General features: G+C 33.0%; 23 protein-coding genes, 1 tRNA gene and 1 pseudogene. 17 read left to right on the plus strand and 8 right to left on the minus strand.

Annotated features, from left to right (window positions below; genetic code table 11):
* Window positions 1–67 precede the first annotated feature (67 nt).
* The 7 genes and pseudogenes from ASE40_RS09170 (at window position 68) to ASE40_RS09200 (ending at window position 5,139) form a co-directional block, all read left to right on the plus strand.
* Window positions 68–1,192: a lactonase family protein gene (locus tag ASE40_RS09170; RefSeq protein ID WP_057116646.1), complete on the plus strand. Its 1,125-nt coding sequence runs from the start codon at window positions 68–70 to the stop codon at window positions 1,190–1,192.
* Window positions 1,193–1,253: 61 nt separating this feature from the next.
* A complete protein-coding gene (locus ASE40_RS09175; protein ID WP_057116647.1) occupies window positions 1,254–1,790 on the plus strand; it encodes a GNAT family N-acetyltransferase in 537 nt (178 codons plus the stop codon).
* A gap of 185 nt (window positions 1,791–1,975) precedes the next feature.
* A pseudogene (locus ASE40_RS09180) lies at window positions 1,976–2,503 on the plus strand (TIGR00730 family Rossman fold protein); the annotation flags it as partial.
* 54 nt (window positions 2,504–2,557) lie between these two features.
* A complete protein-coding gene (locus tag ASE40_RS09185; RefSeq protein ID WP_057116648.1) occupies window positions 2,558–3,235 on the plus strand; it encodes a porin family protein in 678 nt (225 codons plus the stop codon).
* Window positions 3,236–3,349: 114 nt separating this feature from the next.
* A complete protein-coding gene (locus tag ASE40_RS09190; RefSeq protein ID WP_057116649.1) occupies window positions 3,350–3,817 on the plus strand; it encodes an SRPBCC family protein in 468 nt (155 codons plus the stop codon).
* Between the two features lie 263 nt (window positions 3,818–4,080).
* Window positions 4,081–4,449, plus strand: coding sequence for an iron chaperone (locus tag ASE40_RS09195; protein ID WP_057116650.1), 369 nt, complete (start codon window positions 4,081–4,083; stop codon window positions 4,447–4,449).
* Window positions 4,450–4,455: 6 nt separating this feature from the next.
* On the plus strand, window positions 4,456–5,139 hold the full coding sequence (locus tag ASE40_RS09200; RefSeq protein ID WP_057116651.1) for a 2'-5' RNA ligase family protein: 684 nt from the start codon (window positions 4,456–4,458) through the stop codon (window positions 5,137–5,139).
* Between the two features lie 69 nt (window positions 5,140–5,208).
* On the opposite strand, the gene ASE40_RS09205 is transcribed toward ASE40_RS09200, so the two are convergent.
* The 4 genes from ASE40_RS09205 to ASE40_RS09220 are packed head-to-tail and all read right to left on the minus strand — an operon-like array spanning window position 5,209 to window position 8,619.
* Entirely contained in the window at window positions 5,209–5,571 is a 363-nt protein-coding gene (locus tag ASE40_RS09205) for a glyoxalase (protein ID WP_057116652.1), read from the minus strand.
* A 22-nt stretch (window positions 5,572–5,593) separates the two neighbouring features.
* Window positions 5,594–6,016, minus strand: coding sequence for an SMI1/KNR4 family protein (locus ASE40_RS09210; RefSeq protein ID WP_057116653.1), 423 nt, complete (start codon window positions 6,014–6,016; stop codon window positions 5,594–5,596).
* Between the two features lie 2 nt (window positions 6,017–6,018).
* Window positions 6,019–6,459, minus strand: coding sequence for a hypothetical protein (locus ASE40_RS09215; RefSeq protein WP_057116654.1), 441 nt, complete (start codon window positions 6,457–6,459; stop codon window positions 6,019–6,021).
* Window positions 6,460–6,471: 12 nt separating this feature from the next.
* The gene (locus tag ASE40_RS09220; RefSeq protein ID WP_057116655.1) at window positions 6,472–8,619 is read right to left on the minus strand and encodes a cation:proton antiporter; all 2,148 of its coding nucleotides are present in this window, start codon (window positions 8,617–8,619) and stop codon (window positions 6,472–6,474) included.
* Window positions 8,620–8,920: 301 nt separating this feature from the next.
* Between ASE40_RS09220 and ASE40_RS09225 the strand changes: the two genes are divergently transcribed.
* The 9 genes from ASE40_RS09225 to ASE40_RS09265 all read left to right on the plus strand — a co-directional run bounded on the left by ASE40_RS09225 (window position 8,921) and on the right by ASE40_RS09265 (window position 21,194).
* Window positions 8,921–10,348 carry an L-serine ammonia-lyase gene (locus tag ASE40_RS09225; protein ID WP_057116656.1) on the plus strand — a complete coding sequence of 476 codons (1,428 nt, stop codon included), beginning with the start codon at window positions 8,921–8,923 and terminating at the stop codon, window positions 10,346–10,348.
* A 102-nt stretch (window positions 10,349–10,450) separates the two neighbouring features.
* Entirely contained in the window at window positions 10,451–11,644 is a 1,194-nt protein-coding gene (locus tag ASE40_RS09230; protein ID WP_057116657.1) for an SH3 domain-containing protein, read from the plus strand.
* A gap of 50 nt (window positions 11,645–11,694) precedes the next feature.
* On the plus strand, window positions 11,695–12,513 hold the full coding sequence (gene panB / locus ASE40_RS09235; protein ID WP_057116658.1) for a 3-methyl-2-oxobutanoate hydroxymethyltransferase: 819 nt from the start codon (window positions 11,695–11,697) through the stop codon (window positions 12,511–12,513).
* Between the two features lie 136 nt (window positions 12,514–12,649).
* Window positions 12,650–13,000: a four helix bundle protein gene (locus ASE40_RS09240; protein WP_057116659.1), complete on the plus strand. Its 351-nt coding sequence runs from the start codon at window positions 12,650–12,652 to the stop codon at window positions 12,998–13,000.
* 62 nt (window positions 13,001–13,062) lie between these two features.
* Entirely contained in the window at window positions 13,063–13,752 is a 690-nt protein-coding gene (locus ASE40_RS09245) for an RluA family pseudouridine synthase (RefSeq protein ID WP_057116660.1), read from the plus strand.
* A 76-nt stretch (window positions 13,753–13,828) separates the two neighbouring features.
* Entirely contained in the window at window positions 13,829–15,157 is a 1,329-nt protein-coding gene (locus ASE40_RS09250) for an aldehyde dehydrogenase (protein WP_057116661.1), read from the plus strand.
* Window positions 15,158–15,275: 118 nt separating this feature from the next.
* Window positions 15,276–16,070: a hypothetical protein gene (locus ASE40_RS09255; protein WP_057116662.1), complete on the plus strand. Its 795-nt coding sequence runs from the start codon at window positions 15,276–15,278 to the stop codon at window positions 16,068–16,070.
* A gap of 87 nt (window positions 16,071–16,157) precedes the next feature.
* A complete protein-coding gene (locus tag ASE40_RS09260) occupies window positions 16,158–20,210 on the plus strand; it encodes a PAS domain S-box protein (protein WP_057116663.1) in 4,053 nt (1,350 codons plus the stop codon).
* A 135-nt stretch (window positions 20,211–20,345) separates the two neighbouring features.
* A complete protein-coding gene (locus ASE40_RS09265) occupies window positions 20,346–21,194 on the plus strand; it encodes a neutral zinc metallopeptidase (RefSeq protein WP_057116664.1) in 849 nt (282 codons plus the stop codon).
* Window positions 21,195–21,811: 617 nt separating this feature from the next.
* Here the strand turns inward: ASE40_RS09265 and ASE40_RS09270 are convergent.
* The 4 genes from ASE40_RS09270 to ASE40_RS09285 form a co-directional block, all read right to left on the minus strand.
* Window positions 21,812–21,885 (minus strand) — tRNA-His (locus tag ASE40_RS09270).
* 66 nt (window positions 21,886–21,951) lie between these two features.
* Window positions 21,952–22,668, minus strand: coding sequence for a bacillithiol biosynthesis deacetylase BshB1 (gene bshB1, locus ASE40_RS09275; protein WP_057116665.1), 717 nt, complete (start codon window positions 22,666–22,668; stop codon window positions 21,952–21,954).
* An 81-nt stretch (window positions 22,669–22,749) separates the two neighbouring features.
* Complete coding sequence (locus ASE40_RS09280; protein WP_057116666.1) at window positions 22,750–23,814, minus strand: chorismate-binding protein; 1,065 nt, start codon at window positions 23,812–23,814, stop codon at window positions 22,750–22,752.
* A 3-nt stretch (window positions 23,815–23,817) separates the two neighbouring features.
* Window positions 23,818–24,249, minus strand: a complete 432-nt coding sequence (locus ASE40_RS09285; protein WP_057117009.1) for a PaaI family thioesterase — start codon at window positions 24,247–24,249, stop codon at window positions 23,818–23,820.
* Window positions 24,250–24,542: 293 nt separating this feature from the next.
* Between ASE40_RS09285 and ASE40_RS09290 the strand changes: the two genes are divergently transcribed.
* Complete coding sequence (locus ASE40_RS09290; protein WP_057117010.1) at window positions 24,543–26,051, plus strand: hypothetical protein; 1,509 nt, start codon at window positions 24,543–24,545, stop codon at window positions 26,049–26,051.
* Window positions 26,052–26,270: the final 219 nt, after the last annotated feature.

Genomic DNA, 26,270 nt, shown 5'->3' on the forward strand with positions numbered 1-26,270 from the left:
GGCAAAAACTTGAAACTTGAAACCTGAAACCTGAAACCTGAAACTTGAAACTTGAAACTTCATAAAAATGAAACAAAAAATAACCTTCTTAACGATTACGTTTCTCCTAACGATAAATCTGTTTGCTCAAAACACTTATGTCTTTTTGGGATCGTACAATCGTGATAAATCGGCAGAGGCTATTCAGGTTTATCAGCTTGATACTTTAAACGGTAAATTGGTAAAGTTTACTTCGGTTAAGAACGTTGTTAATCCTTCTTTTTTAACTGTTTCTCCAAATGGGAAATTTGTTTACGCGTGTACCGATACCAAAACGCCGAACGCGGGAAGCATTAGTAGTTTTGAGTTTAATCCTGCAGCTAAAAGTCTGACTTTTCTAAACAGTCAGAGAAGCGGAGGCGAAAATCCTGTTTATGTTGCCGTTCACAAAAGCGGCAAATGGATTGCAAATGCCAATTATACAGAAGGAAGCGTTTCTGTTTTCCCGATTTTAGAAAACGGAAAAATCGATTCTATTGCACAGAATTTTCAATATATGGAAGGAAGCACACACAAAGAAAGACAAACAAGATCTCATGTCCATTCCTCTGTGTTTTCTCCCCAATTTGATTATCTCTTTTTACCCGATTTAGGTGCCGATAAAATTCGTTGTTATGCTTTTGATGAAAATCAGAAAAAGCCGTTAATGGAAACTAAAAATCCATTTACCAAAACCGATTTAGAAGCTGGTCCAAGACATTTTACCTTTCATCCGAATCAAAAATTTGGGTATTGTATTGAAGAAATGGCGGGTCAAATAAGTGTTTACAAATATAATGATGGCGTTTTAAACAAAATCCAGCGCATTGCTACTCATCCTGACAAAATAAAAGAAGGTTTTGAAAGTTCTGACATTCATATTTCTCCAGACGGAAAATTTCTTTATGCCACAAACCGAGGAAATGAAAACAATATTGCTATTTTCTCTATTGACGAAAATGGCCTTTTGAAAAATATTGGTTATCAACCGACTTTAGGAAAACATCCTCGAATTTTTGCCATTGATGAAAGCGGCAAATTTTTGGTTGCTTCGAATGTTCTCACTGGGAATGTGATTGTTTTTAGAAGAGATCCCAAAACGGGATTACTAAAAAAAGTTGGTAAAGAAATTAAAATGGAAAATGTTTCGTGTGTGCAGATTAAAAGGATTTAATTTATTTTATAATGACATATTCTACGATCTCAATTAAAAACTAACTATAAAACTTCAAAAAATGACAAAACCATATTTCAACTTGCAACCCGATTTTTTAGAAGATGAAATCGTAAAGTTAATTCCTTTAGAAGAAAGTCATTTTGAAGAGCTGTTCAAAGTTGCTTCAGATCCTTTAATTTGGGAACAGCATCCTGCAAAAGACAGAAGTAACAGAGAAGGCTTTAAAACCTTTTTTGAAACAGGAATAAATTCTAAAGGCGCTTTTTTAATTTTAGATAAACAAACCAATGAAATTATAGGAACTACCCGTTATTACGATTATAAACCAGAAAACTCAAATATTGCGATTGGATATACTTTCTTAGCAAGAAAATTTTGGGGCGGACCTTATAATAAATCTTGTAAAAAACTATTGATTGATTATGCTTTTCAATATATAAATTCGATAATATTTCATGTTGCAGCAGAAAATTTCCGTTCGCAGAAAGCCGTTTTAAAACTTGGAGCGCAAAAAACGAATACAATGGTAGTTGTTAATAATGGGATAAATTTACCCCACTTTGAATATGAACTGAAGAAGCGTAATGAATTATAAGTTAGAAGTTATGAGTTATTGGTTAGAAGTTAGAAGTTAGAAGTTAGAAGTTAGAAATCAAACTAGAGTCATCAGCTAATTATTGTGGCGCTTACCCAAACTCACAACTTATAACCAATAACTCATAACCAATAATCCTTAACTCATAACCAATAACCCTTAACCCTTAACTCCAAAAAAAAAANGAAGAACAAGCAATTGCATTGGGTAGAACTTTAGCCGAACAAAATATAGAATTAGTATATGGAGGTGCTAATGTAGGTTTGATGGGCGCAGTTGCCGATGGAACTTTAAATGCAGGCGGAAAAGTAATTGGCGTTCTTCCTAACTTCTTAAGATCTAAAGAAATTGCACATCAAGGCTTAACCGAATTGATTTTGGTTGAAAGTATGCATGAACGCAAAACCAAAATGAATGAATTATGCGACGGTGTAATTGCGCTTCCAGGTGGTTTTGGAACTCTTGAAGAGCTTTTCGAAATGCTGACTTGGGCACAATTAGGACTTCATAAAAAGCCTATTGCAATTTTAAACATAAATGGTTTCTACGATTCACTTTTAGAATTGCTTCAAACTATGACGGAAAAAGGTCTTTTAAAAGAAGTAAATCAAAAAATGCTTTTGGTGAGTGAGGATATAGAAGATTTACTAAACCAAATGAAAAATTATACTCCTCCAACAGTTGGAAAATGGATTGATAAAAAGGAAGTTTAAAACCTTTTTAAAAATACTGTAAAACATTCAACCAAAATTAACTAACCAAAAAACATGAAGAAAATTACCTTATTATTATTTATCATTTCTTTAATTACTTTCAAAACAACGGCACAAGATTCAAAAGTTAAATTCGGAATACAAGGAGGTTTAAACTACTCCAGCCTTAGAGGTTACGATTCTTATGTAGACAGCAATCCTGGTTTCGCTTACGTATTAGGGTTTTCTTTTCAACATCAAATTCAAGAAAATTTATCGATAAAAGCAGATTTGAATTATGAGAGAAAAATTCAGATTTCGAAAGGTACAATCGAAGTATTAGAACCAACGCTTCCAACAGAACCATTTGGAACTTATAAATTTAAAGCAACAGCATATTTAAATTATATCGTACTTCCTATTTTGTTAAAATACAATTTCTCTGATGATAAAAGTTTTTACATAAATGGTGGACCTTATTTAGGTTATTTACTTAAATCTGGTCTAAAATCAAACTCAAATATTCCAGGTTTAATTAATGAAAATGATGAGGACACAAAAAATAAAAAATCTATAGATTTTGGTTTTTCAGCAGGAATTGGAAAAGAATTTAAATTAAATGGTACTAATCAAATTTATATTGAATTAAGAGAAAATCTTGGCTTAACAAATATTTCTGACACTCCAGTTATAAACGATGGTTCTATAAAAACCAACTCACTTAATTTATTAGTAGGTTACACTTTTAATTAATTTTTGACATTTTTACTACAGCAATTTCATAATTTAGAGGTCGGAAGAAAAAATTGAAGTTTGACTGTAAAATATTGTTTTACATAGAACTTATAACATCTAACCTTCAAACAAATGAAAACAGAAAACAACAAATTTGCAAAAGCCGAAATGCTGATTCGGAAACCGGTTTCAGAAGTTTTTGAGGCTTTTGTAAATCCACAGATTACTAGCAAATTTTGGTTTACTAAAGGTTCAGGAAATCTGGAAGAAAACCAAAAAACCGAATGGACTTGGGAAATGTATGGTTTTTCGCTTACGGTTCAAACATTGGTTTTACAAGAAAATAAAAAGATTGTTATTGAATGGGGAAATCCAGACGAAATCACCTTAGTAGAATGGGTTTTTAGTCCGTTAAACGAAAATGAAACTTTTGTGAGTATTACAAATTCAGGGTTTCATGGTGACACAGATAAAATAATCGATCAGGTTCGCAATTCTACTGAAGGTTTTACATTGGTTTTAGCAGGTGCAAAAGCGTATTTAGAGCATAACTTACAATTAAATCTAGTTTTAGATCGATTTCCGAAAGGTCTTGCTTGATGGTTATTTAAACGCAAAGAACACAAAGGTTTTTAGCAAAGTTCGAGAAGTTTTTTAGAGGGTCTTTAAAATGGAAAGTTCACAAAGCTTTATTTAATTTTTTTACAGACAAAGCTTTGCGAACTTAATATATAGGTTTCTCCCAAGTCTCGTAATTAAAATACCTTAGCGCACTTTGCGTTAAAAACAAAAGGCATATTTTGATTTTAATTTCAAGCTTGCTTGAGAAACTTGAAACCTGAAACTAAAAAAAACAACACATAATGGAAGTTAAAAAACCTGAAAACATAGACGAATACATTGGCGGATTTCCGAATGAAGTTCAGGAAATTTTGGAGAAAATTCGAATGACGATTCAAAAAGCTGCGCCAGAAGCCAAAGAAAAAATCAGTTATTCGATGCCGGCTTTTGAACAGAACGGGATTGTAGTTTATTTTGCTGCTTTTAAAAATCATATCGGACTTTACGCATTGCCAAGCGGACATGAAGCTTTTGCTGCAGAACTTTCTAAATATAAATCTGGGAAAGGCTCTGTTCAATTTCCATTGAAAGAAAAAATACCTTATGATTTGATAACCAAAATTGTAAAATTCAGAGTGAAAGAAAATCTCGAAAAAGCGAAAAAGAAATAAGCCTTTATGAATTTAATTGAACATTATAATCAACTTTTTAAAACCTCTTCTCAAACTATTGCAGCAGGGAACTATGGTATTGATTCAGAACTTAAAAACGAATCTGATTCACGTTTCGGGATTACATTGCTTATTCGTCCAAACGAAGAAATAAAAGAGAACATTCAAACTTTTATAAACGAATTAAAAAAAGCTGAACCTGAACAATATTTCTATCCTGATTCTGACATTCATATTACTGTAATGTCGATTATTTCTTGTTCTACAGCATTTCATTTAAATCAGATTTCGCCAAACGAATACATTGAAATTATTTGCAGGAGTTTGGTTGATGTAGATAAAATTAAAATTCACTACAAAGGTGTAACCGCCTCACCTTCGGCAATTATGATTCAAGGATTTCCATCTGATGATACTTTGAATAATTTAAGAAACAGACTTCGCGAAAATTTTAAAAATTCTGGTTTACAACAGAGTATAGACAGTCGATATGAAATTTTCGCCGCGCATTCTACGATAATGCGTTTTCAGGAAAAACTTCATGATCCCAAAAAACTAATGGAAATAACAGAAAAATTCCGTGATTACGATTTTGGAGAATTTGATGTAAAAAATATCGAATTAGTATATAATGATTGGTATCAGCGTAAAAGTACTACGCGTATTTTGGGTGATTTTGGTTTGAGGTGATTTTTTCGCCGCGAATTCCACTAATTTGCACTAATTATTTATTTCAACTAACAAGCAACTCTTCAAAGTTCATTTGAACTTTCCAAAATGCCATAAAACTCCAGACGGATCATGCAAAAAACATTCGCTTCCCCAATCTAAATAACGAATCGGAGTTAATTTTACCCCGTCGTACCTTTCAGGAAGATTTAAAACTTGAAGCTCATTATAATAACGCTCAACATCATCAACTTCAATAAAAATCATACTATTATCAATCCAATCTTTGACGTAAGCATCTTGCAGGTAAAATGCAATTTCATTGGATTTAAAAACAGACATTTTTGTGTCTAAAACTGTTTCTTCAAATCCTAGATCACGATAAAAACTTCTTGAAACTTCAAAATTTTTAGAACCAATAAATGGTCGAATTGACTTTACGTTGTGATTCATTTTTTTTAGATTTTATACTTTATTAAAACCATTCAATTCCTTTATCTAGTCGATCAAAAAAATCAGTAAAGGAATTTCCAATTTCGATATGATATTTGGTATTTAAATCAATAAAAGGAGAAAGAATAATTTTTACAGAATTATTGTCTTCAAATTCAATTCCAATAAACTCACCGCTTCCATTAGTTCCGATAGCCAGTGTTTGCGGTAATCGCTCAAATATATGATACTCTAAATTTGCATCAATTATTTCTTCTAAACTCCAAAGTTTTATAAACTCAACTCCAATAAATTGATCTATTCCTAAATAATTCTCTATATAAAAAACATAATCTTCTGGAAGATCGAATTTTAAATGCGCCTGAATATCCTCAATTTGTATAGAAGATTTAGACTCCCTTTTAGAAAAATCATACTTTCTTAAAATCTCTTTCAAAACTTCCATTACTATAAATTTATGTCGTTATAATAAATTAAAAACCATTTATTCCCAATCAATTTAAATTGTCTTTCGACTTCAAAACCACTGTCTGGAATCCAAAATCTTTCTGTAACTAAAGTATCCGTTTGTACTAAAGAATGTTGATATTCTCCAATTTCAGTTTTTTCAGCTACAGGAACAGCTTGAAACTGCCAGTTTTTTCTATTCCAGTCGTATTGTTCAAAACCAGAAACATGTTTCCCTTCAATAGGAAAATCAACTCTTGAAACCTGAAACACGGAATCTGAATGAAACTTTTTATTGAATTCGTCGAAATTTTCTGCTGGTTCACTTTTTTCCAATTTCTTAACCGAAGAATCCGATTTTGATTTTTGCTGGATTTTATTGTCTTTACAACTTATAAAAATGACCGAAAGAACAAAAAAAACAACTCTATTGTATTTCATAAGAAATAAGTTTTAACTCTTCTTCAAAATACTTCCCAAACCACGTCCAATTTGTTCGATAGCCTCGATACCTTTTGCTAATGGAGATGCTGTAAAATCTTCGTAAGCGTCCATAGCGCTTTCTTTACGGTCGTCTTGCGGATAAACTAAAATTACGTTATTCTCGCCAAAAGACTTTTCAAACTTCTGAGGCAGTTTGTCAAAAATCGATTGGTAAGAAACAGAACCTTTTCGAGAAAGATTGAAAACTACTAAATCTGTTGATTTCATTTCATCAGAAATAGATTCAAAATCTTCCCAATCCGAAACATTTTTAAACCCTAATTTAGCATTCAACTTCAAATTATTAGCAATCTGCTGAATGGTTTCATGCGTTTTATATTCGGCATAAAGCACAATCGAAATACTTAATTCCTGCGATAAACGACAAATTTTTTGAAGCAGTAAATGAAAACCAACTCCTCTTTCTGAAAATGGCGGACAAACAAAAACTAATCTTTTTTCTTCGATAAAATTCTTTTGAAAACGGCAGATAAATAAACTTTTGTCAACGTTATTAATAATTGAATCGACGTTTTCTCCAAAGATTTTATCAATAAATCCCGTTTTTCTCGGCCATCCTACAATCACAATATCCGACATAATTTCTTTTGAAGTTCTCGCAATTCCACTTGCAGGATTGTGGTCGATTCTGGCAATTGTATTAATTTTTACTTCCGAGGCAGAAGCCTGAACTACAAACTTATCAACTGCTTTTCGGTACTTCAAAATATTCTTTTCGGCTTGACCGTTATTCGGAACAATCGTCAGCAGTGTAACGGGATTAGACGATTTTTTATCTTTAATCAATAAAGCAAAATCAAGCAAACTGGCTGCTGCAGAAGTTTTCGCCAGCGGAATCAAAATATGTTCGTCTAAAATTTGATCTCGTCCAGTATCTTCATGTGAAATTTCTTCTTCACAGATCGCAATTTTTTTAGCTGCTTTTTCAGTTGCAAATGAAGCTACGATACAAGTTATCAGAATTAAAATAATAGTTCCGTTAAGGATATTTTCGTCTAAGATTTTGGCTTTAAATCCAACTAAAATCACGGCTAGAGTTGCGGCCGCGTGCGCACTGCTCAATCCGAAAATAAGCTGTCTTTCGGTTTTAGTATATTTAAATACAAGCTGTGTAAAAAATGCTGCAATCCATTTTCCAAATATCGCAACAACACTTAAAGTTCCAGCAACAATTAAAGCAGTTGGTCCGCTAAGAATGACGCTTACATCAACCAGCATTCCAACAGAAATCAAGAAAAATGGTATAAACAAAGCGTTCCCAATAAACTCAATTCTATTCATCAAAGCAGAAGAATGCGGAATTAACGGATTTAGCGCCAAACCTGCGACGAATGCTCCGATAATAGGCTCTACTCCTGCTACTTCGGCTAAGAAAGCTGCAAAGAAAACAACAGAAAGTACAAATATATAATGGGCGTGTTTTTCACTTTCTAATTTTTTGAAAAACCATTTGGCAATTCTTGGAATAACCAAAAACATTATGGCAGAAAAAATCGCCAATGAAACCCCTAACTTAATCCAAAAAGCCTGATTAAGATTCCCTTGACTGCTTCCCATAATTACGGCAAGAATTATCAAAACCGCAGTATCAGTCAAAATTGTTCCGCCGACTGTAATAGCAACGGCTTGATTTTTAGCAATTCCCAGTTTACTCACAATTGGATACGCCACTAATGTGTGCGTCGCGAACATACTGGCAGTTAAAAAACTGGCATTGAAATCATATTTCAACAAATAAAAACAAACTGGAAAACCTATAGAGAGCGGAAATATAAAAGTAAAAAAACCGAATAATAAACTCTTATTTCGATTGGCTTTGAATTCATTCATATCCAATTCTAAACCCGCAATAAACATGATGTACAAAAGTCCGATTGTGGAAAATAAATCAACAGCAGAATTTTTGGCCAGAATGTTTAATCCGTGCGGCCCGATGATTACTCCCGAGATAATAAGTCCGATGATTCCGGGGATATTAATTTTTTTTAGTAAAATCGGCGAAAGCAGAATTATAAAAAGTATTAAAGAAAAAATTAACACGGGGTTGGTGAGCGGTAATTCGAATTCTTGTAATAGATGTTTGAAAAATTCTATCATATTGTAACTTTATCTTCTTGTGGCATTATAATTTGTAAAAAGACATTTTTCAGAATTAGAACAAAATCCCTGAAGTATTAATAATTGGAAAGAATCGCGCTGATTTTCACAGCTTGATTTACTACAAAAATACCTAAAAAACACGAACTTTCTACGAAAACTGCATATTACGGATTTAAATTTATTTCGTTGCTGAATTATTAAAATTTAATATTTATTTTAACAAATACGCAAGATTAACATTCAAAAATAAATCTTCATTGCATTATTCAATTATCTTTGTCTTAACAAAAATTGAACAATGGAAGAATGTATCTCTGTTTTTGATATGCTTAAAATTGGCGTTGGCCCTTCAAGCTCACACACTTTGGGTCCTTGGCGCGCTGCGGAACGCTTTCTGGAAGAACTGAAAGACGAAGCAATTTTAGAAGATATTACAAGGGTAAAAGTTGATTTATACGGTTCTCTTTCTTTAACTGGAAAAGGGCACGCAACAGATCTTGCCGTTATGCTCGGATTGAGCGGTCAGGATCCTGAATATATTCCAGTTGAGGATATTGCTGGAATTATCAAAAAGATCGAAACTACAAATGAAATCAATTTGGGAAACCAAAAAGTGATTCCGTTTTATTTTCTCCAAGACATTGTTTTCAACAAAGAATTCCTTCCTTTCCATGCCAACGGATTGAAATTTACGGCTTACAAAGCTGATAATTCGGAATATGAATCCACTTTTTATTCTATTGGCGGCGGTTTTGTGGTAAAAGAAGAACGCATAAATGCTAAACGAAAAGAGGTTATCAAATGTGCTTTTCCATATCCAATTCAGAAAGCTGCGGAATTATTAAATTATACAATTTCTGAAAACAAATCGATTTCTGAAATTGTGTATGAAAATGAAATTTCAATGCGTCCTGAAGCAGAAGTGCATTCTGAATTAATGCGTATTTGGAATACGATGTTAGAATGTATGTACATTGGCTGTCATTCTGAAGGAATTCTTCCAGGCGGACTTCATGTGCGCAGAAGAGCTTTTGACATGCATCAAAATCTTATCGGTTTATCTAATTATAATGATCCGCAAAGCTGGCTGGAAGAAATAAGAAAAACAGAAGTTAAATTTCGCCAGATCCTAAAATGGGTTAGCTGTTTTGCACTTGCCGTGAACGAAGTAAATGCGTCTTTAGGCCGTGTTGTTACTGCTCCAACCAATGGAAGTTCTGGTGTAATTCCTGCTGTTCTAATGTATTATATGGTTATTGAAAACCACAATGCAGGCGAAAAAGAAATCAAACAATTTTTATTAGTGGCCGGCGAAATTGGAAGTATTTTCAAAAAAGGTGCTACAATTTCAGCTGCAATGGGCGGATGTCAGGCAGAAATTGGCGTTTCTTCTTCGATGGCTGCGGCGGCGCTTTGCGAACTAATGGGCGGTACTCCTGCTCAGGTTTTAATGGCTGCAGAAATTGCGATGGAACATCATCTTGGCTTGACTTGTGATCCAATTGGCGGTCTGGTTCAGATTCCTTGTATAGAAAGAAATACAATGGGTGCTATAAAGGCTATAAATGCGGCTGAATTAGCCTTAGAAACTGATTCTAAAAATGCTAAAGTACCATTGGATAAAGTAATTAATACCATGTGGGAAACAGCAAAAGACATGAATTCCAAATACAAAGAAACCTCAGAAGGCGGACTTGCAATTGCTGTTAATATGGCTGATTGTTAAAAATATTTATTTGCCACGAATTACACGAATTCATTTTTTATTCACTTCGTGAAAAATTCGTGTAAATTCGTGTAATTTGTGGCAAAACCAAAATCTACTTTCATGAAAAAACTTTACTTTTTACTTTTTTTCTGTTCGCTTTTACTGCATTCCCAAGAACGTTATTTTCTAAATTCTGATACAAGATTATACACTTCTCCAAAGTCATCGGCTGACTTTTTAGGTTATTTTAAATACGGTGCGGAAGTTCGTTTATTGGGTGAAAGTCAAAATGGATGGCAAAAAGTACAAGCCGATAATTTTAATGAAGGATTTATTGAAGAGAAATTTTTAGCAACAAGACTGAATGCTAAAGATGTAAAAACTAAAGATCCTCAAAACCCAATTCTTGAAGGCGGCGATGCTTATTACGGCAGCAATCACCTTTTTGTTTTAGCAGCTGGACTCAAAGCAAGGGCATTACCAGATAAAAATTCAAAAATTAGAGAAATTCTTTTTACCGGCGATCCTGCTGCGGTAAATTATCTTCCTGTAAATCCAGACGAATGGGTAAATATTAACGGTAGTTTTTCTGAAGAATATGCCAAATTTACACTGAGAAAATTTCTCGGTTCAAGACCTAATTTTAATGCTTTAATAAAAGACTTTGATAAATTAGATATTAATGCGATTGCCGAGCGTAAAACATTGAGCGAAAGAATTGTAGAATTGGCTTGGAACAGCGATTATTCCAGCTTAGTTCCAGCGTATCAAAGATATTATGAAGTGGTTAAGCAGATAAATGATCCTAAATTAATAGCTGAAACAGAATTGAATATGGCTTTAGCCAAAGCCTTATCCAAACATAAACAGCCTGAAGAAATTATTGCTTTTATCCAGAAATCTCAATATTCGTTAAAAGGATTTAAAACAAAATCTGTTTATATATCGCAGGCTGATCTGGTTAAAACATTTGGAAATCCGCCCAAGAAAACTCGTATTTCAGACGAATGCGGTCTTTACTTAAGTGACTTGTTTTATTATTATCCAGATTTGGAAGTTTCTGTAGATGAGAAACAAAACAAAGCTGAAATTATTAAAGTTTTCATCAACGAAAACAACAAATTCATACTAAATCAAAATGCAGTTTTAGATCATACGCTGTCTGAAAAAGCTTTCATTGAAAAATATGGAACTTATATTGAAGCTTCGTTAAAATCACCGCACATATACTCTATCATAATGGAAGACAGTCAATTTAGATTAGAATTTAAAAACGGAAAGCTATTTTCTGTCGAAATATTCTATTATTGCTGATTCTCAGTTTACAATTATTCAATACTTTTACAATATCAAAAAAAAATAAAATGTCAGTAGCAAAAAAAGATTATAAAAGAATCACAACAAAGTCATTAATTGAAATGAAAAGCAACGGAGAAAAGATCTCTATGCTTACTGCGTATGATTATACAATGGCGAAAATTGTTGACACTGCAGGTGTTGATGTAATTTTAGTTGGTGATTCGGCATCAAATGTTATGGCTGGTCACGAAACGACACTGCCAATTACGCTAGATCAAATGATCTATCATGCTTCGTCTGTAGTTCGTGCTGTCGAAAGAGCTTTAGTGGTAGTCGATTTACCTTTTGGAAGTTACCAATCCGATCCTAAAGAAGCTTTACGTTCTTCAATCAGAATCATGAAAGAAAGCGGTGGACATGCAGTTAAACTAGAAGGCGGTAAAGAAATTAAAGAATCTATTAAAAAAATATTACATGCTGGAATTCCTGTTATGGGACATTTAGGCTTAACTCCTCAATCGATCTACAAATTTGGAACTTACAGCGTTCGCGCCAAAGAGGAAGAGGAGGCAGAAAAGCTGATTGAAGATGCTCAAATGCTTGAAAAAGTGGGATGTTTTGCAGTTGTCCTTGAAAAAATCCCTGCTGATCTTGCTAAAAAAGTAGCAGACAGCATTTCGATTCCTGTTATCGGAATTGGTGCCGGCGGCGGTGTTGACGGTCAGGTTTTGGTTATCCATGATATGTTAGGAATGAATAATGAATTTAGTCCGCGTTTTTTACGTCGTTACTTAAATCTTTACGAGCAAATGACACAAGCAATTGGTCAATATGCTGCTGATGTTAAGTCTAGTGATTTTCCTAATGCTAGTGAACAGTACTAAAATTAGACTAGCTTAGATTTTTAGACTGACTTAGACTTCTTAGAACTTTGTCTTACTTTTATTCATTTGACCAAGTCTTAAGAAGTCTCATTCTAACAATCTAAAGTGTTTACCAAAATCTATCAACTATTTAAAAATGCATCAATTTAAAGAGCTTTTGATTTGGAAAAAAAGCAGGTTATTTTGTTCTAAAATTTATTCTATTACAGCCACATTTCCCAATGAAGAAAAGTTTGGAATAATTAATCAATTGAGAAGAGCATCTGTATCAATTCCTTCAAATATTGCAGAAGGTTCTTCGAGAAATTCTAACAAAGATTTTGCTAGATTTTTAGAAATCGCAATTGGTTCTGCTTATGAAGTAGAAACACAACTTCTAATTTCTTCTGATTTAGGATTTATAAATGAAGAAAGTACAACCGAATTAATAAATTTACTTGAAGAAATAACAAAAATGACATCAAGATTTAGAGCAACTTTGCTGTAAAACTTATCAAAAAAAATCCAGTCTAAGAAGTCTAAAATCTAAAAATCTAAGCTAGTCTAAAAATGAAAATTCTTTCTAACAAAAACAATCTCCAAATTCTACACGAAGACAATCACATAATTGTGGTTAACAAACGTGTTGGCGATATTGTACAAGGAGATAAAACAGGAGACAAACCATTGTCTGATATTGTAAAAGAATACATTAAAGAAAAATACAATAAACCTGGAGATGTTTTTTTAGGAGTGATTCATCGTTTGGATCGACCTACAACTGGTATTGTTGTTTTTGCCCGAACGAGTAAAGCATTGACACGCATGAACGAATTGTTCAGCAATCGTGAAACGAAAAAGACATATTGGGCGGTTGTGAAAAACAAACCAAAAGAAGCATCTGCCAAATTGGTTCATTATTTAAAACGAAACGAGAAAAACAATACTTCAAAAGCACATTTAAAAGAAGTTCCCGATAGCAAGCTGGCTAGTTTAGATTACACTATCATTAAAGAATTACAGAATTATACGGCACTGGAAATCAATTTGCACACTGGTCGTCATCATCAAATTCGCGCACAATTAACTGCGATTGGTTCCCCTATTAAAGGTGATTTAAAATATGGCGCAGACAGAAGTAATCCTGACGGCGGCATTCATCTCCATGCTAGAAAACTCACTTTTGTGCATCCAGTTTCTAAAGAAAATGTCACTATTGTTGCTCCCACTCCAGAGGATCCAATCTGGAATGCTGTATGATTTTTATGATTTAATTCTTATTTTTTTAATTTTTATCGATTAACTTGCATAGAGTAAAAAACAAGCTAATCGTAAAATGGATTATAAAAGTGACATCGGGTATAGAAAAGAAACGCTGAAAAAGTTATTGTATAACATTCAGAAAAGCGAAGATTTAATTATAAAAGCTTTGTATGATGACTTTAAAAAACCAGAGTTTGAGGCTGTTGTTACAGAGACAAGTTATGTTATTTCGGAACTTAAAGATGTTATTAAAAACATTCATAAATGGGCTAAACCTAAGCGCGTTTTTCCTTCTCTTTTAAACTTTCCTTCTACTGATAAAATTTATAAAGAACCTTATGGAAACGTTTTAATAATTGCTCCTTGGAATTACCCTTTTCAATTAGCCTTATGCCCTCTAATTGCCGCTGTAGCTGCCGGAAATAGAGTTACTTTAAAACCATCAGAACTTACTCCGCATACTTCTGCTGTGATTGCGAGAATTATTGAGAAAACATTTCACATCAATCACGTCGAAGTTTTCGAAGGCGGTGTTGAAGTTTCTAATCAATTATTAGCGCAGCGCTGGGATTACATTTTTTTTACCGGAAGTGTTGCTGTTGGAAAAATCGTTGCAAAAGCTGCAGCCGAAAATTTAACTCCAGTAACATTGGAACTAGGCGGAAAAAACCCATGTATTGTCGACGAAACTGCTGATCTAAAACTAGCGGCTAAACGAATTGTCTGGGGAAAATTTATCAACGCCGGACAAACCTGCATTGCTCCAGATTATATCATGGTGCAGAAAAACATGAAAGTCAATTTTATTACCTACTTAATGGAAGAAATCATTAAAGCGTACGGAAAAAAAATTGACAAATCGCCAGATTTTGCGCGCATTATCAACATCAAAAACTGGTATCGTCTAACCAATATGATCCAGAACGAAAATGTATTGTTTGGAGGTGAAAGTGATGCAAATCAACTTTATATCGCTCCAACTTTACTTGAAGAACCAGATTTGGATAGTCCTGTTATGAAAGAAGAAATCTTTGGCCCTATTTTACCAATTCTTACATATGAAAACGAAAATGACATTGAAAAGGTCGTCAGCCGTTATGAGAAACCTCTTTCATTTTATATTTTTAGTGAAAATAATTCATTTACTAAAAAATTAATTAAAAAATACTCTTTTGGAGGCGGATGCATTAATGATACAGTCGTTCATTTTTCTAATAAAAGACTTCCTTTTGGTGGTGTTGGACACAGCGGAATCGGCGCATATCACGGCCAGCTTAGCTTCGACACATTTTCGCATCACAAAGCCATGGTTAAAAAAGGAAACTGGCTTGATTTACCTATGCGCTACGCACCCTACAAAGAAAAATTAGCTTCAATTAAAAGGATTTTAGACTGGCTTTAAATTAGTTAAAACCTTTCGGAATGTTTTATAGATTTTTATACGGAATTGATTAAAAATATTATATTTACGTCAAGATACTTATCAAATATTACAAGTCTATAAAACAATTTTACACCAAATGAAATCTACACTTGCCCAAATTGAGGACATTAAAAAAAATGGCTATTCCCTTGATTTTGCTACAGTTTTTAATCACGCCTTCGAAAACTATAAAAAAATTGCGCTTTATTCTGGTCTTATCATCTTAGTTTTTTCAATTATAGCTGCGATGGTATTTATGGGAGTAATAATTGCTTATTTTGGAGTGGGAAGTATGACGAAAGATTTTTTTGAAAATCTAGAAAACCAAAAACTTACGGCATTAGAACTTGTAATTCAAACTGTTACCGTGTCTGCATTAGCAGGAATTACGGCACCTTTTGGTGCAGGTTTTCTAAAAATGGCAGATTGTGCAGATAAAGATATCGAGTTTAATGTTTCTACTATTTTCAGCTATTATAAAGGTCCGTATTTTGGACAAATTTTTGTAGCAGCGTTTATTCCAGCTCTTGTAGGAACCGCTCTTTCGAATTTTATTGACAGCTTCGACGTTTTGTATGTTGGAAATGTTATTTCTTTTATGGTCTCTTTCTTTATGTATTTATCAATTCCCTTAATTGTTTTCGGAAATTTGAGTGCATTAGATGCCATAAAATCAAGCATTACTCTTGTTACTAAAAATCCGCTTAACATATTTGCATTTTTCATCATAGGTTTTATTGGTTCGCTGATTGGTATTTTCGCGTGCTGCGTGGGAATTATCTTTACGGTCGTATTTAATAGCTCGATGATTTATGCTACTTATTTTGCCATTTTTGGAATACAAGAAGAAGAGGATTCAATTGATTCAATTGGAAAATCTAATTTAGATTAAAATAGAAATTCTTATTTGTAAAGAACTTAACCACTTCTTTTAAGAATTCTCAAAAGGCTGTTTACTAAACCAATACATCCAAATTCTATGGCGGCTGACTATAGTTTTTTTAATTCGGTTATTTCAGGAATTGCCAGCATTGGTAATACCTTAAAATCAATTATGACAGGATGGTACGTAGTAAACTATGATATTATTTTTTACAATAATCCTAAACTCATTTTATTAGGATTATCACTCTTCGCATTTCTTTCGCTGTTAGTATACCAGTTTTTTAGGATCAAAGCTAAAATTGGATATTTCATCGAAAAAAAGAAAGAACAGGATACGATTAGTAAAGAATATCAGCTCTATATTCTATTTTTTGGTATTGCAGTAATTGTAATTGAAATCATCAACGAAATTTTTAAGATTAGACCCAAAAGTCTACTTATAGTAAATGTTTCAGTTGGTGTTGGTGTACTTATCATATACGCAATTACAGACAAAATTAAATGGCTGAGAGATCAAATTCAGCAGATCTTTATTTTCTCTTTTTTCATTTACATCGCATACGTAGGATTCAACATCGTAACTCTTGATAATGATGTTGTTCCTATTATCGTTTTCCTCATCTCTTTTTTCTTTTCGTACAGTATCCTTAAACCGATCAAAATTTATTGGCTCTTTGTTGGTTTAACTTTTACTTTTTTAATTACGACGATTATATTTCAATTAATTCCAATAAAATCTTCTATTTTACTGCTTAATTTCTGTATTCTAATTTTCATTATTAATCAAGTAAAATATGCTGTTTTATTAAACAATCGTGACAATTTTAGATTTGCCAGCGAAATTGTTCATAAAGGAAATTCTCTAACAATTGCCTATAACCAAAAAGGCGAAATCTTATTTTGCAGCGAAACCGTAACTGCTATTTTAGGTTATGAACCCGAAGATGTAATGGGATTAAAGTTTTGGGAGTTGACACAAGATTCAGAATTCATAGAAAAATCAAATCCCGTTAAAAATCATGAAGACAAACTTTACATTAGAAAACTAAAAAGTGAAAATGGCGAGTTTAAATATATTCAATGGAAAGATAAAAAATTCTCTGACGATTTAATTATCAGTATTGGGCAGGATGTTACAGAGCAGATTATTGTTCAAGATCAATATAAAAACCTAATTCAGACAGCAACTGATATTATTTTTGAAATTGATGCCGAAGGACATTTTACTTTTTTAAATGAATTTGGTTTCTCTATTCTGGGATATCCTGAAAATGAAATTATCTCGAAACATTATTCTAATTTCATTCACGAAAATTATATTAAAAGTGCGGTTGACTTTTACGAAAATTTAGTGCTTAATGAAAACAATTATCCGATAATTGAAATCCCGATTTTAACGAAAAATGGAGAAGAAATATGGATTTCACAAAAAATTATTGTTCGCAGAAATGACTTCGGATTAACAACAGGATTCTCTGGAATTGCAAGAGATATTACAGAGAAAAAGAATATAGAAAACGAGAAAAAAAGACGTCTCAAAAAAATTGAAGCCTATAATAATTCGACCAAAAAATTATCAACGACTGATTTCAGTAAATACGACAAACTAAATACTGTAATTGATTTAATTCTGCAAGAGGCTGCAACAATAAGCAATGCTAATCGTGTGAGCTTCTGGAAATATCATAAAGATCTAATTATTTGTAAAAATCTTTTCAGTCTTGACAATCAAAATCTAACTGACAAAAACATTTTAAATAAAGAATCGTATCCAATTTATTTTGAAACTTTAAATAATAAAGCGATTATAAACGCACCGGATGTATTTAATAAATTAGAAACATCTGAATTTCAAAAATTATATTTTACAAAGAATAACATCAAATCAATGCTTGATGTGCCTATTTTTTTAACGGGACAATTGGCAGGTGTGGTTTGTTTTGAAAGCACCGAAAAAAAACGCGAATGGGACAACGAAGACATCAATTATGCAAGAACAATATCTGATGTCATTTCGCTGGCTATTTCGTCTCAGATGCGCTTAGAAGCAGAAAGAAGATTAGAATTCAAAAGCCATCTTTTATCTGCCCTTTCCTTATGCACCGAGAAATTTCTGCTGAGTAAAACCACACAGCAAATGTTTCAAGAAACGTATGATATTATTGGTAAAGCTGCCAAAGTGGATCATATGTACTATTATGAAAAAGATCCAATTTACAACACTGTCAGCCAAAAATACAAATGGTCCCGCGAAGGAATCGAGCATCAAATTACACCTTTGCGTCACATGACCGAAGAAAATTTAAAGGAAATTTACGAAGCAGCCGCACAGAAAAAAATTCTAAACACACTCACCAGAAAACTTGACGAAGGATTTTTCAAAACCCTTTTGATTAATAATGAAATCAAATCTATTTTAATATTGCCTCTTTATATTAACGATATATTTACTGGCTTTATAGGTTTTGACGATTGTACGAAAGAAAAGAAATGGTCTGATGAAGAAATTTACATCTTTCAGGTTTTAGCAAATAACATTTCTTCTGCATTGGAGAGAAATCGAAATGAAACTAAAATTCTTGAAAGCGAAGAAAAATTCAAATTAATAGCAAACAATATTCCTGGCACAGTTTATCTATCCAAATTTGATGCTTTCTCAACTAAAATATTTCTTAATGATGAAGTTTTAAATTTAACTGGATATTCTAAATCAGAATTTATAGAAAACAATTTATCGTTTCTTTCTTTAATTCATCATGATGATAAAGAAGAAGTGATAAACAGCCAAATCGACAATCTGCAAAAGGGAATGCCTCTGCATAATGTATATCGCATTAAACGTAAAACTGGAGAATATATTTGGATTGAAGAATTTGGAGACGTAATTAAAAGAGATGACGAAATTGAGTTTGTCGGCGGTATTTATTTTGATATCACCAATAAAAAAGAAATCGAAGACGCTATAAAAGCCAAGCAATTAGCCGAAGCAGCCAATAAATCGAAGTCGGATTTTCTGGCCAATATGTCGCACGAAATTAGAACTCCTCTTAACGGAATTATAGGTTTTACACATTTACTAATGAAAACTGATCTTGAAGAAATTCAGGAAAAATACATGACAACTATCAATCAATCGGCACATTCGCTGCTTGAAATTATAAATGACATTTTGGATTTCTCTAAAATTGAAGCTGGAAAATTAGAACTCTTTATTGACCTTTATGATATCAAAAAAGTTCTGGGCCAAGTTTTCGATTTAATTGTTTACGAATCCAATCAGAAAAATTTGGAACTCGAATTAAATATCGATCCTGATGTTCCCAAATACATCTGGACAGATATTGTGAGAATAAAGCAGATTTTGATCAATCTTCTGTCAAATGCAGTAAAATTCACGACTGAAGGTTCAATAAAATTAAATGTGTCAGTTTTAGAAAAAAAGAAAAACAATAATTGTGTGATTCGCTTTTCGGTAATCGATACCGGAATTGGTATTCTTGAAAAGAATCAGAAGAAAATTTTCAAAGCTTTTTCGCAGGAGGATAGTTCTACAACGAGAAAATTTGGAGGAACAGGATTAGGCTTAACCATTTCAAACCAATTACTTGCATTAATGGAAAGCCGTTTACAGCTTGAAAGTAAAATTAACGAAGGAAGCAATTTTTACTTTGATTTAAACCTAAAAACAAGCAATCAAAGTATTAGTGACCGATACAATGCTGAACTGAAAAGTCTCAATATCGAATTGGATCCTGAAGAAATCGAACGGAACGATAATGAAATTACATTTCTAATTGTTGAAGACAACAAAGTAAACATGCTTCTACTTAAAACAATTATTAAAAATCTCTACAACAATGCTTACATCCATGAATGCGAAAATGGATATGAAGCGATACAGCAATTTGAAAAAATAAATCCAACAATCGTTTTTATGGATATTCAGATGCCAATTATGAACGGTTATGAAACTGCAAGAGCCATTAGAAACACCAAAAAAGGCCGTGATATTCCGATAATTGCGGTTACAGCTGGTGCAGAAAAAGACGAAAGAAACAAATGCCTTTCTGCTGGAATGGATGACTACATTTCAAAACCAATCATGAAAGGAAGTGTCGAAGAGACATTAATCAAATGGCTTACCTAATTTTAAATGTATCAAAAAATAAGCATATTATTTCTCTACATTTTTTAAACATTAATCTTTCGAATGTGAAATTTATCATAAAAAATATATAAATTCGTACAATCAATTTGATAATAAGTTTAAAAAGAATTCAATATGAAATGGCTCGGTAGAAGACAAAGTGATAATGTAGAAGACAGAAGAGGTTTATCTGGCGGAAAAGTAATCGCTGGAGGTGGTGTTATTGGTATTATAGTTTTACTACTTAATGTATTTGGAGGAGAAACCGGCCAGCAGATAGCACCAATCCTAGAACAAATGCAAGGCGGGCAATCACAAACTGAAACTGCAGTTCCCTTAAGCAAAGAAGATGAAGAAATGGGGAATTTTGTAAAAGTTGTTTTAGCTGATAACGAAGACATCTGGAGCAAAATTTTTGCCGAAAACGGAATGACATATGAAAAACCAAAATTAGTACTTTTTAGAGGCTCTGTACAAACAGCATGCGGCGGTGCATCATCTGCTTCTGGTCCGTTTTATTGTCCTGGCGACCGTAAAGTCTATATGGATTTAGCTTTTTTTGAAGAATTAAAAAACAAATTTGGTGCTAAAGGCGGAGATTTCGCCATTGCTTATGTAATTGCACACGAAATAGGTCATCATATCCAAACCTTATTAGGAACATCTGCAAAAATGCGTCAGGAACAGGAAGGAAAAAGCGACGCACAAGCCAATAAATTATCTGTTGCGTTAGAATTGCAAGCAGATTTTTACGCTGGGGTTTGGGCACATTATAATCAGGAAAATTTAGATACGGGCGATATTGACGAAGCATTAAGTGCTGCAAATGCAGTTGGTGACGATGCAATTCAAAGTAAAATGCAGGGCCAAATTGTTCCAGATTCTTTCACACACGGAACATCTGAACAAAGAATGTATTGGTTTAAAAAAGGTTTTAAAACCGGTGATATTAAACAAGGAACTACATTTGAAGAAATTCGATAATACATAAACCAAATATATTAACCACCAGAAAGCACAACCTAAAAGTTGTGCTTTTTTTTTATCGAACACAATAAATTCCATAGGAATGTCTCGTCGGTAGAATTAACAAGAAGAACAATGGTATTTTTTTAATCGCTCACAAATACATTCCATAGGAATGTTTCATCGGTAGAAAAACAATAGTATGTTTTAATCGATCACATACATTCCATAGGAATGTCTCATTGGTAGAATCAAATTTAGATAATCGGTTATACGCTCCATAGGAGCGTTTGATGGGAAGAAGATGTATTATTTTTCGATAAATCAAGTGTCCTTACAGGACACAATGAAAAAACAACACCATTTTTTTTCTACCGATGAAATATTCCTACGGAATATAAAATTGGTTTCGGAATTTTGGCGTTTGGAATTTGAAATTTGGAATTTGAAATTTGGAATTTGAAATTTGGAATTTGGAATTTTGAATTTTGGAATTTTGAATTTTGGAATTTGAATTTTGAATTTTGAATTTTGGAATTTCAAAAAACTGAAATTTCAAAAAATTGGAATTTTACTTTTTTTGTTTTAGGCAGAAAACAAAAAAAGCCTTGAATTTCTTCAAGGCTTTGAATCTGGGTGGCTGACCGGGTTCGAACCGGCGACCCGCGGCACCACAAACCGCTACTCTAACCAGCTGAGCTACAACCACCATTTTTGCTTAGCGAGTGCAAATATATAACAAAGGTTTACTTCTACAAAGAAAAAAATGAAAAATTTACAACAAATTTTCTAAGCTATTGACTGCCAAACATCTTTCAACAGTAAAACCTTCGGCAAAATCTTTTCCAACTAATCTTCCTAAGTCCTGAGCGCGGTAATTTAAACTTTCAAAGAAGTTTTTACTGGTAATTGGCGTAGCGGGTTCTTTCGAATTCGGATCGTAAAATTGTGTTTTATATGCCGAGATCGCTTCTACTTTTTTATTCTCAAAACCTGTAATGTCTACTACGAAGTCAGGAGTGATATTTTTCCACTGAATGTAGTGATATACCACTTTAGGTCTCCAAGCTTCTTGTTTCTCGCCATCAATTGACGTTTCAATTTTCATCAAACCTGATAAAAAGCAAGAATCAGAAACCAACTTACTTCCTTTTCCGTGATCAATATGGCGGTCATCGATTGCATTACACAATACAATTTCGGGTTTATACTTACGAATCATTTTAATGACTTCTAATTGGTGTTTTTCATCATTCACAAAAAAACCATCACGCATTGCTAAATTTTCACGCACAGCGACACCTAAAATCTTTGCGGCATCTTTTGCTTCCTGATCTCTAATTTCTGCAGTTCCACGGGTTCCTAATTCGCCGCGTGTTAAATCTACAATACCCACTTTTTTTCCAAGTGATACTTCTTTTAAAATTGTTCCCGCACATCCCAATTCTACATCATCTGGATGCGCACCAAAGGCTAATATGTCTAATTTCATTTGTTTTTTTGTTTGTTTTGTTTCAAGTTTCAGGTTTCAGGTTACGTACAGAACGTGAAACTTGAAACTTGAAACCTGAAACTATTTTTTCAATACTCTCTTCATCGTCATCGATTTGTTGACGCTTTCCTCCCATTCTTTTTCTGGAATACTTTCTTTGGTAATACCGCATCCCATATACAAAATGGCTTTGTTTTCCTGAATCTGCATGCTTCGTAAATTTACAAATAAATCAGAACTTGCATTATTTCCAGCAAAACTGCTGTTTAATTCTCCTAAAAAACCTGTGTAGAAAGTTCTATCATAGTTTTCATTTTCAATAATAAACGCTTTTGCTTTTTTCTTTGGCAGACCACAAACGGCAGGCGTTGGATGCAATGTATCAATAACCTCCTCTAAAGTGGAGTTATCATTTAAAACTCCTGAAATATCGGTTTTTATATGCCAGATCGATCCTGCTTTAAGACTGTAAGGTTCAGAAACTACAACCGAAGCCGCAAATTCGCGAAGTCTTTTTACAATAAAATCGGTTACATACTGCTGTTCGTCTTTTTCTTTCTGCTGCCAGACAATTTCAGTTTCCAAATTATCTTTCTGCGTTCCAGCCAGAGCCATGGTTTCAAAAACATTCCCATTTGCTTTTAAAAGCTTTTCAGGTGTTGCTCCCATCCAAAGTCCAATTTTTGGATGAAAAAAGCAATAACAAAAAGTCGCTGGATACAATTGAACCAAATGCTGAAAGGTTTCAACAAAATCAAATTCCGTTAACGGAACTTCTTCGCTTCTTGATAAAACTACTTTTTTAAATTCTCCGTTTTTAATGGCATTGATTCCCTGGGCAACCAAATATTCATATTGAAACTTCGCTTCAGGATCAAAATTTAAATCGTCAATTTTAATGGGCTCAAATGCTGTAACTTCTTTTTCGGAAGTAATAATTTCCGATTCGTTTTCTGGAATTAAAATCAATTGCTTTTCATCAAAAGAAGCAAAAACAAATCCTTTTTCGCTGTAATCCGAAACGGTGTGCAAAGTATTATTTTGCTGTAAAATCCCAATAAGATCAGTAGTATTGGGTTTAGAATAAAGTACAAATGGTAAATTTTGCTCTTTATGATTTTTAATTTTTAAGAAAAATGGATTCATAATTTATTCACTTTTCTTTCTATCCAAAACCATATTCGTCAATTTGCAAAGCGAAATCAAATTTCCAGCTTCATCTGTAATTTTAATTTCCCACAAATGAACCGTTCTTCCTTTGTGAATAATTCTGGCTGTACCAAAAACATAACCTTCACGAATACTTTTTAGGTGATTTGCCGAAATTTCGATACCTCTTACCTCCTGCTCTTTCGGATTAATAAAAAAGAAAGAAGCCGCACTTCCTACACTTTCTGCTAAAGCTACAGATGCTCCGCCGTGCAGCAATCCCATTGGCTGGTGAACACTTGGATTTACAGGCATTTTTGCAGTTAAAAAATCTTCTCCGGCGTCGATATATTCAATTTTCAGCGTTTCCATCAATGTGTTTTTAGAAAACTCATTGCATCGCGCTAAAATCTGCTCTTTTGTATGATTCATTAAAATAAACTTTAAAAACGTAAAATTAAAGAAAGATAAGACACAAATCGAAAAATCGGATTCTAAATTGAAAATCATTTATGAACTTGTCAGTTTTTTGCTATTTTTACAAAAACTATCAATATACATCTGAGGCTGAAATGCAATGTTTTTTTTGCCACAGATTTCACAGATTTAAAGGATTTTAAAAATATAGCCACTAATTGCACGAATTTCCGCGAATTAAATTTGTGAAAATTCGAGAAATTCGTGGCGAAAAAAAATTCTTTAATCTGGCAAAAAAAAACATAGAAATGCGTCAATACTTTACAATCTTAATTCTGGGTTTAATTCTAGCTTTCAGTTCCTGTCGAACTGATTTTGATACTGTTGCCAGCACTGGAGATTTAAAGTTTTCAAAAGACACTGTTTATTTAGATACTGTTTTTAAAAATATTGGTTCGAGTACTTACCAGCTGAAAGTTTACAACCGAAGTAAAAACGACATTTCGATTCCAATTGTTCAATTCAAAAAAGGTTTAAGCTCTAAATACCGCATGACCGTTGACGGAATGACCGGCACTAACGGCAAGATTTTTAAAGATGTTACGCTTTTAGCGAAAGACAGTTTGTATATTTTTATAGAAACAACGGCCGATATTACAGACACCAACCCGACTGATTTTTTATATACTGATGAAATCCAGTTCGACAGCGGGGCTAATCTTCAGGAAGTAGCTTTAGTTACTTTGATCCAAGATGCTGTTTTCTTATATCCAAACCAAAATCCTGATGGAACAAAAGAAAAAATACAAATTGATGGCAAAGATGTTGATGGATTTTATCTGAGTGAAAATGATGCTGTAAACGGAAACGAATTGATTTTTACCAAACAAAAACCCTACGTAATTTACGGATATGCAGGAGTTCCAGAGAACAAGACCGTAACTTTTGAAGCTGGCGCAAGAATCCATTTTCATGCTAATTCTGGTTTATATGTTGGTAACAATGCTTCATTACAGATTAACGGAACAGCCTCAAAAACGGATCAATTAGAAAATGAAGTTATTTTTGAAGGAGATCGCTTAGAATCTTTATATTCTGATATTCCTGGACAGTGGAAATCGGTTATATTTTCTAACGGAAGTTCTAATCATTCGATCAATCATTTGACTTTAAAAAATGCAGTTACTGGATTAGACTTTAAAAATCCATCTAATACGGTTGAAATTAAAAATACGCAGATTTACAATTGTGTTGAATACGGAATTTTAGCTGAAAACACTCATATTATTGGCGAAAACATCGTAATCAATTATGCTGGTATAGCAAGTTTATCTTGCGTTTACGGCGGCAATTATAATTTCACACATTGTACTTTTAATAACAATTGGTCAAACCCTTCGCATTTCGCAGTTACTTTAAGCAATAGTTTAACTGGCAAAACTCCTGAAGCAAATGCGTTGACAAATGCAACTTTTAACAACTGCATTATTTACGGTTCTAATTTTAACGAATTGAATTTGAGTAAAAATACAAGCGCTGCTTTTGTCTATCAGCTCAATAATTGTTTATTGAAATTCGGAAATACCACAAATCCTGATTATCAATTTAAAACCGATACAGAACATTATAACAACATTATTCTAAATGAAAATCCGAAGTTTTATAATGCTGCTCAGAATAAATTCAATATTGATAAAACTTCTGCCGCTTTCGCGAAAGGGAATCCGGCATATATAATTCCGCTAGATATTTTAGGAATTACGAGAACTTCTCCACCAGATTTAGGTGCTTATCAGAGTCAAGATTTTCCGAAGTAACATTTTTAAACCATATAAGTTATATAAGAAATTTAAGCTTTTTCTATTAAAGTATATCACAAATACTTTTAAATGAACTTACATAACTTATATGATTAAAAAACAAATCGTAAGAAAATGTATCTAAAATTAAAGATCGCTTAACGTATCGCATTCATAAAAGTAGTAGATTTGTTACAATACATTTTTAAACTTCTAAAAATCAGATTTTTAAAATGA

It is taken from the genome of Flavobacterium sp. Root935 (assembly GCF_001429295.1).
Lineage (GTDB): Bacteria > Bacteroidota > Bacteroidia > Flavobacteriales > Flavobacteriaceae > Flavobacterium.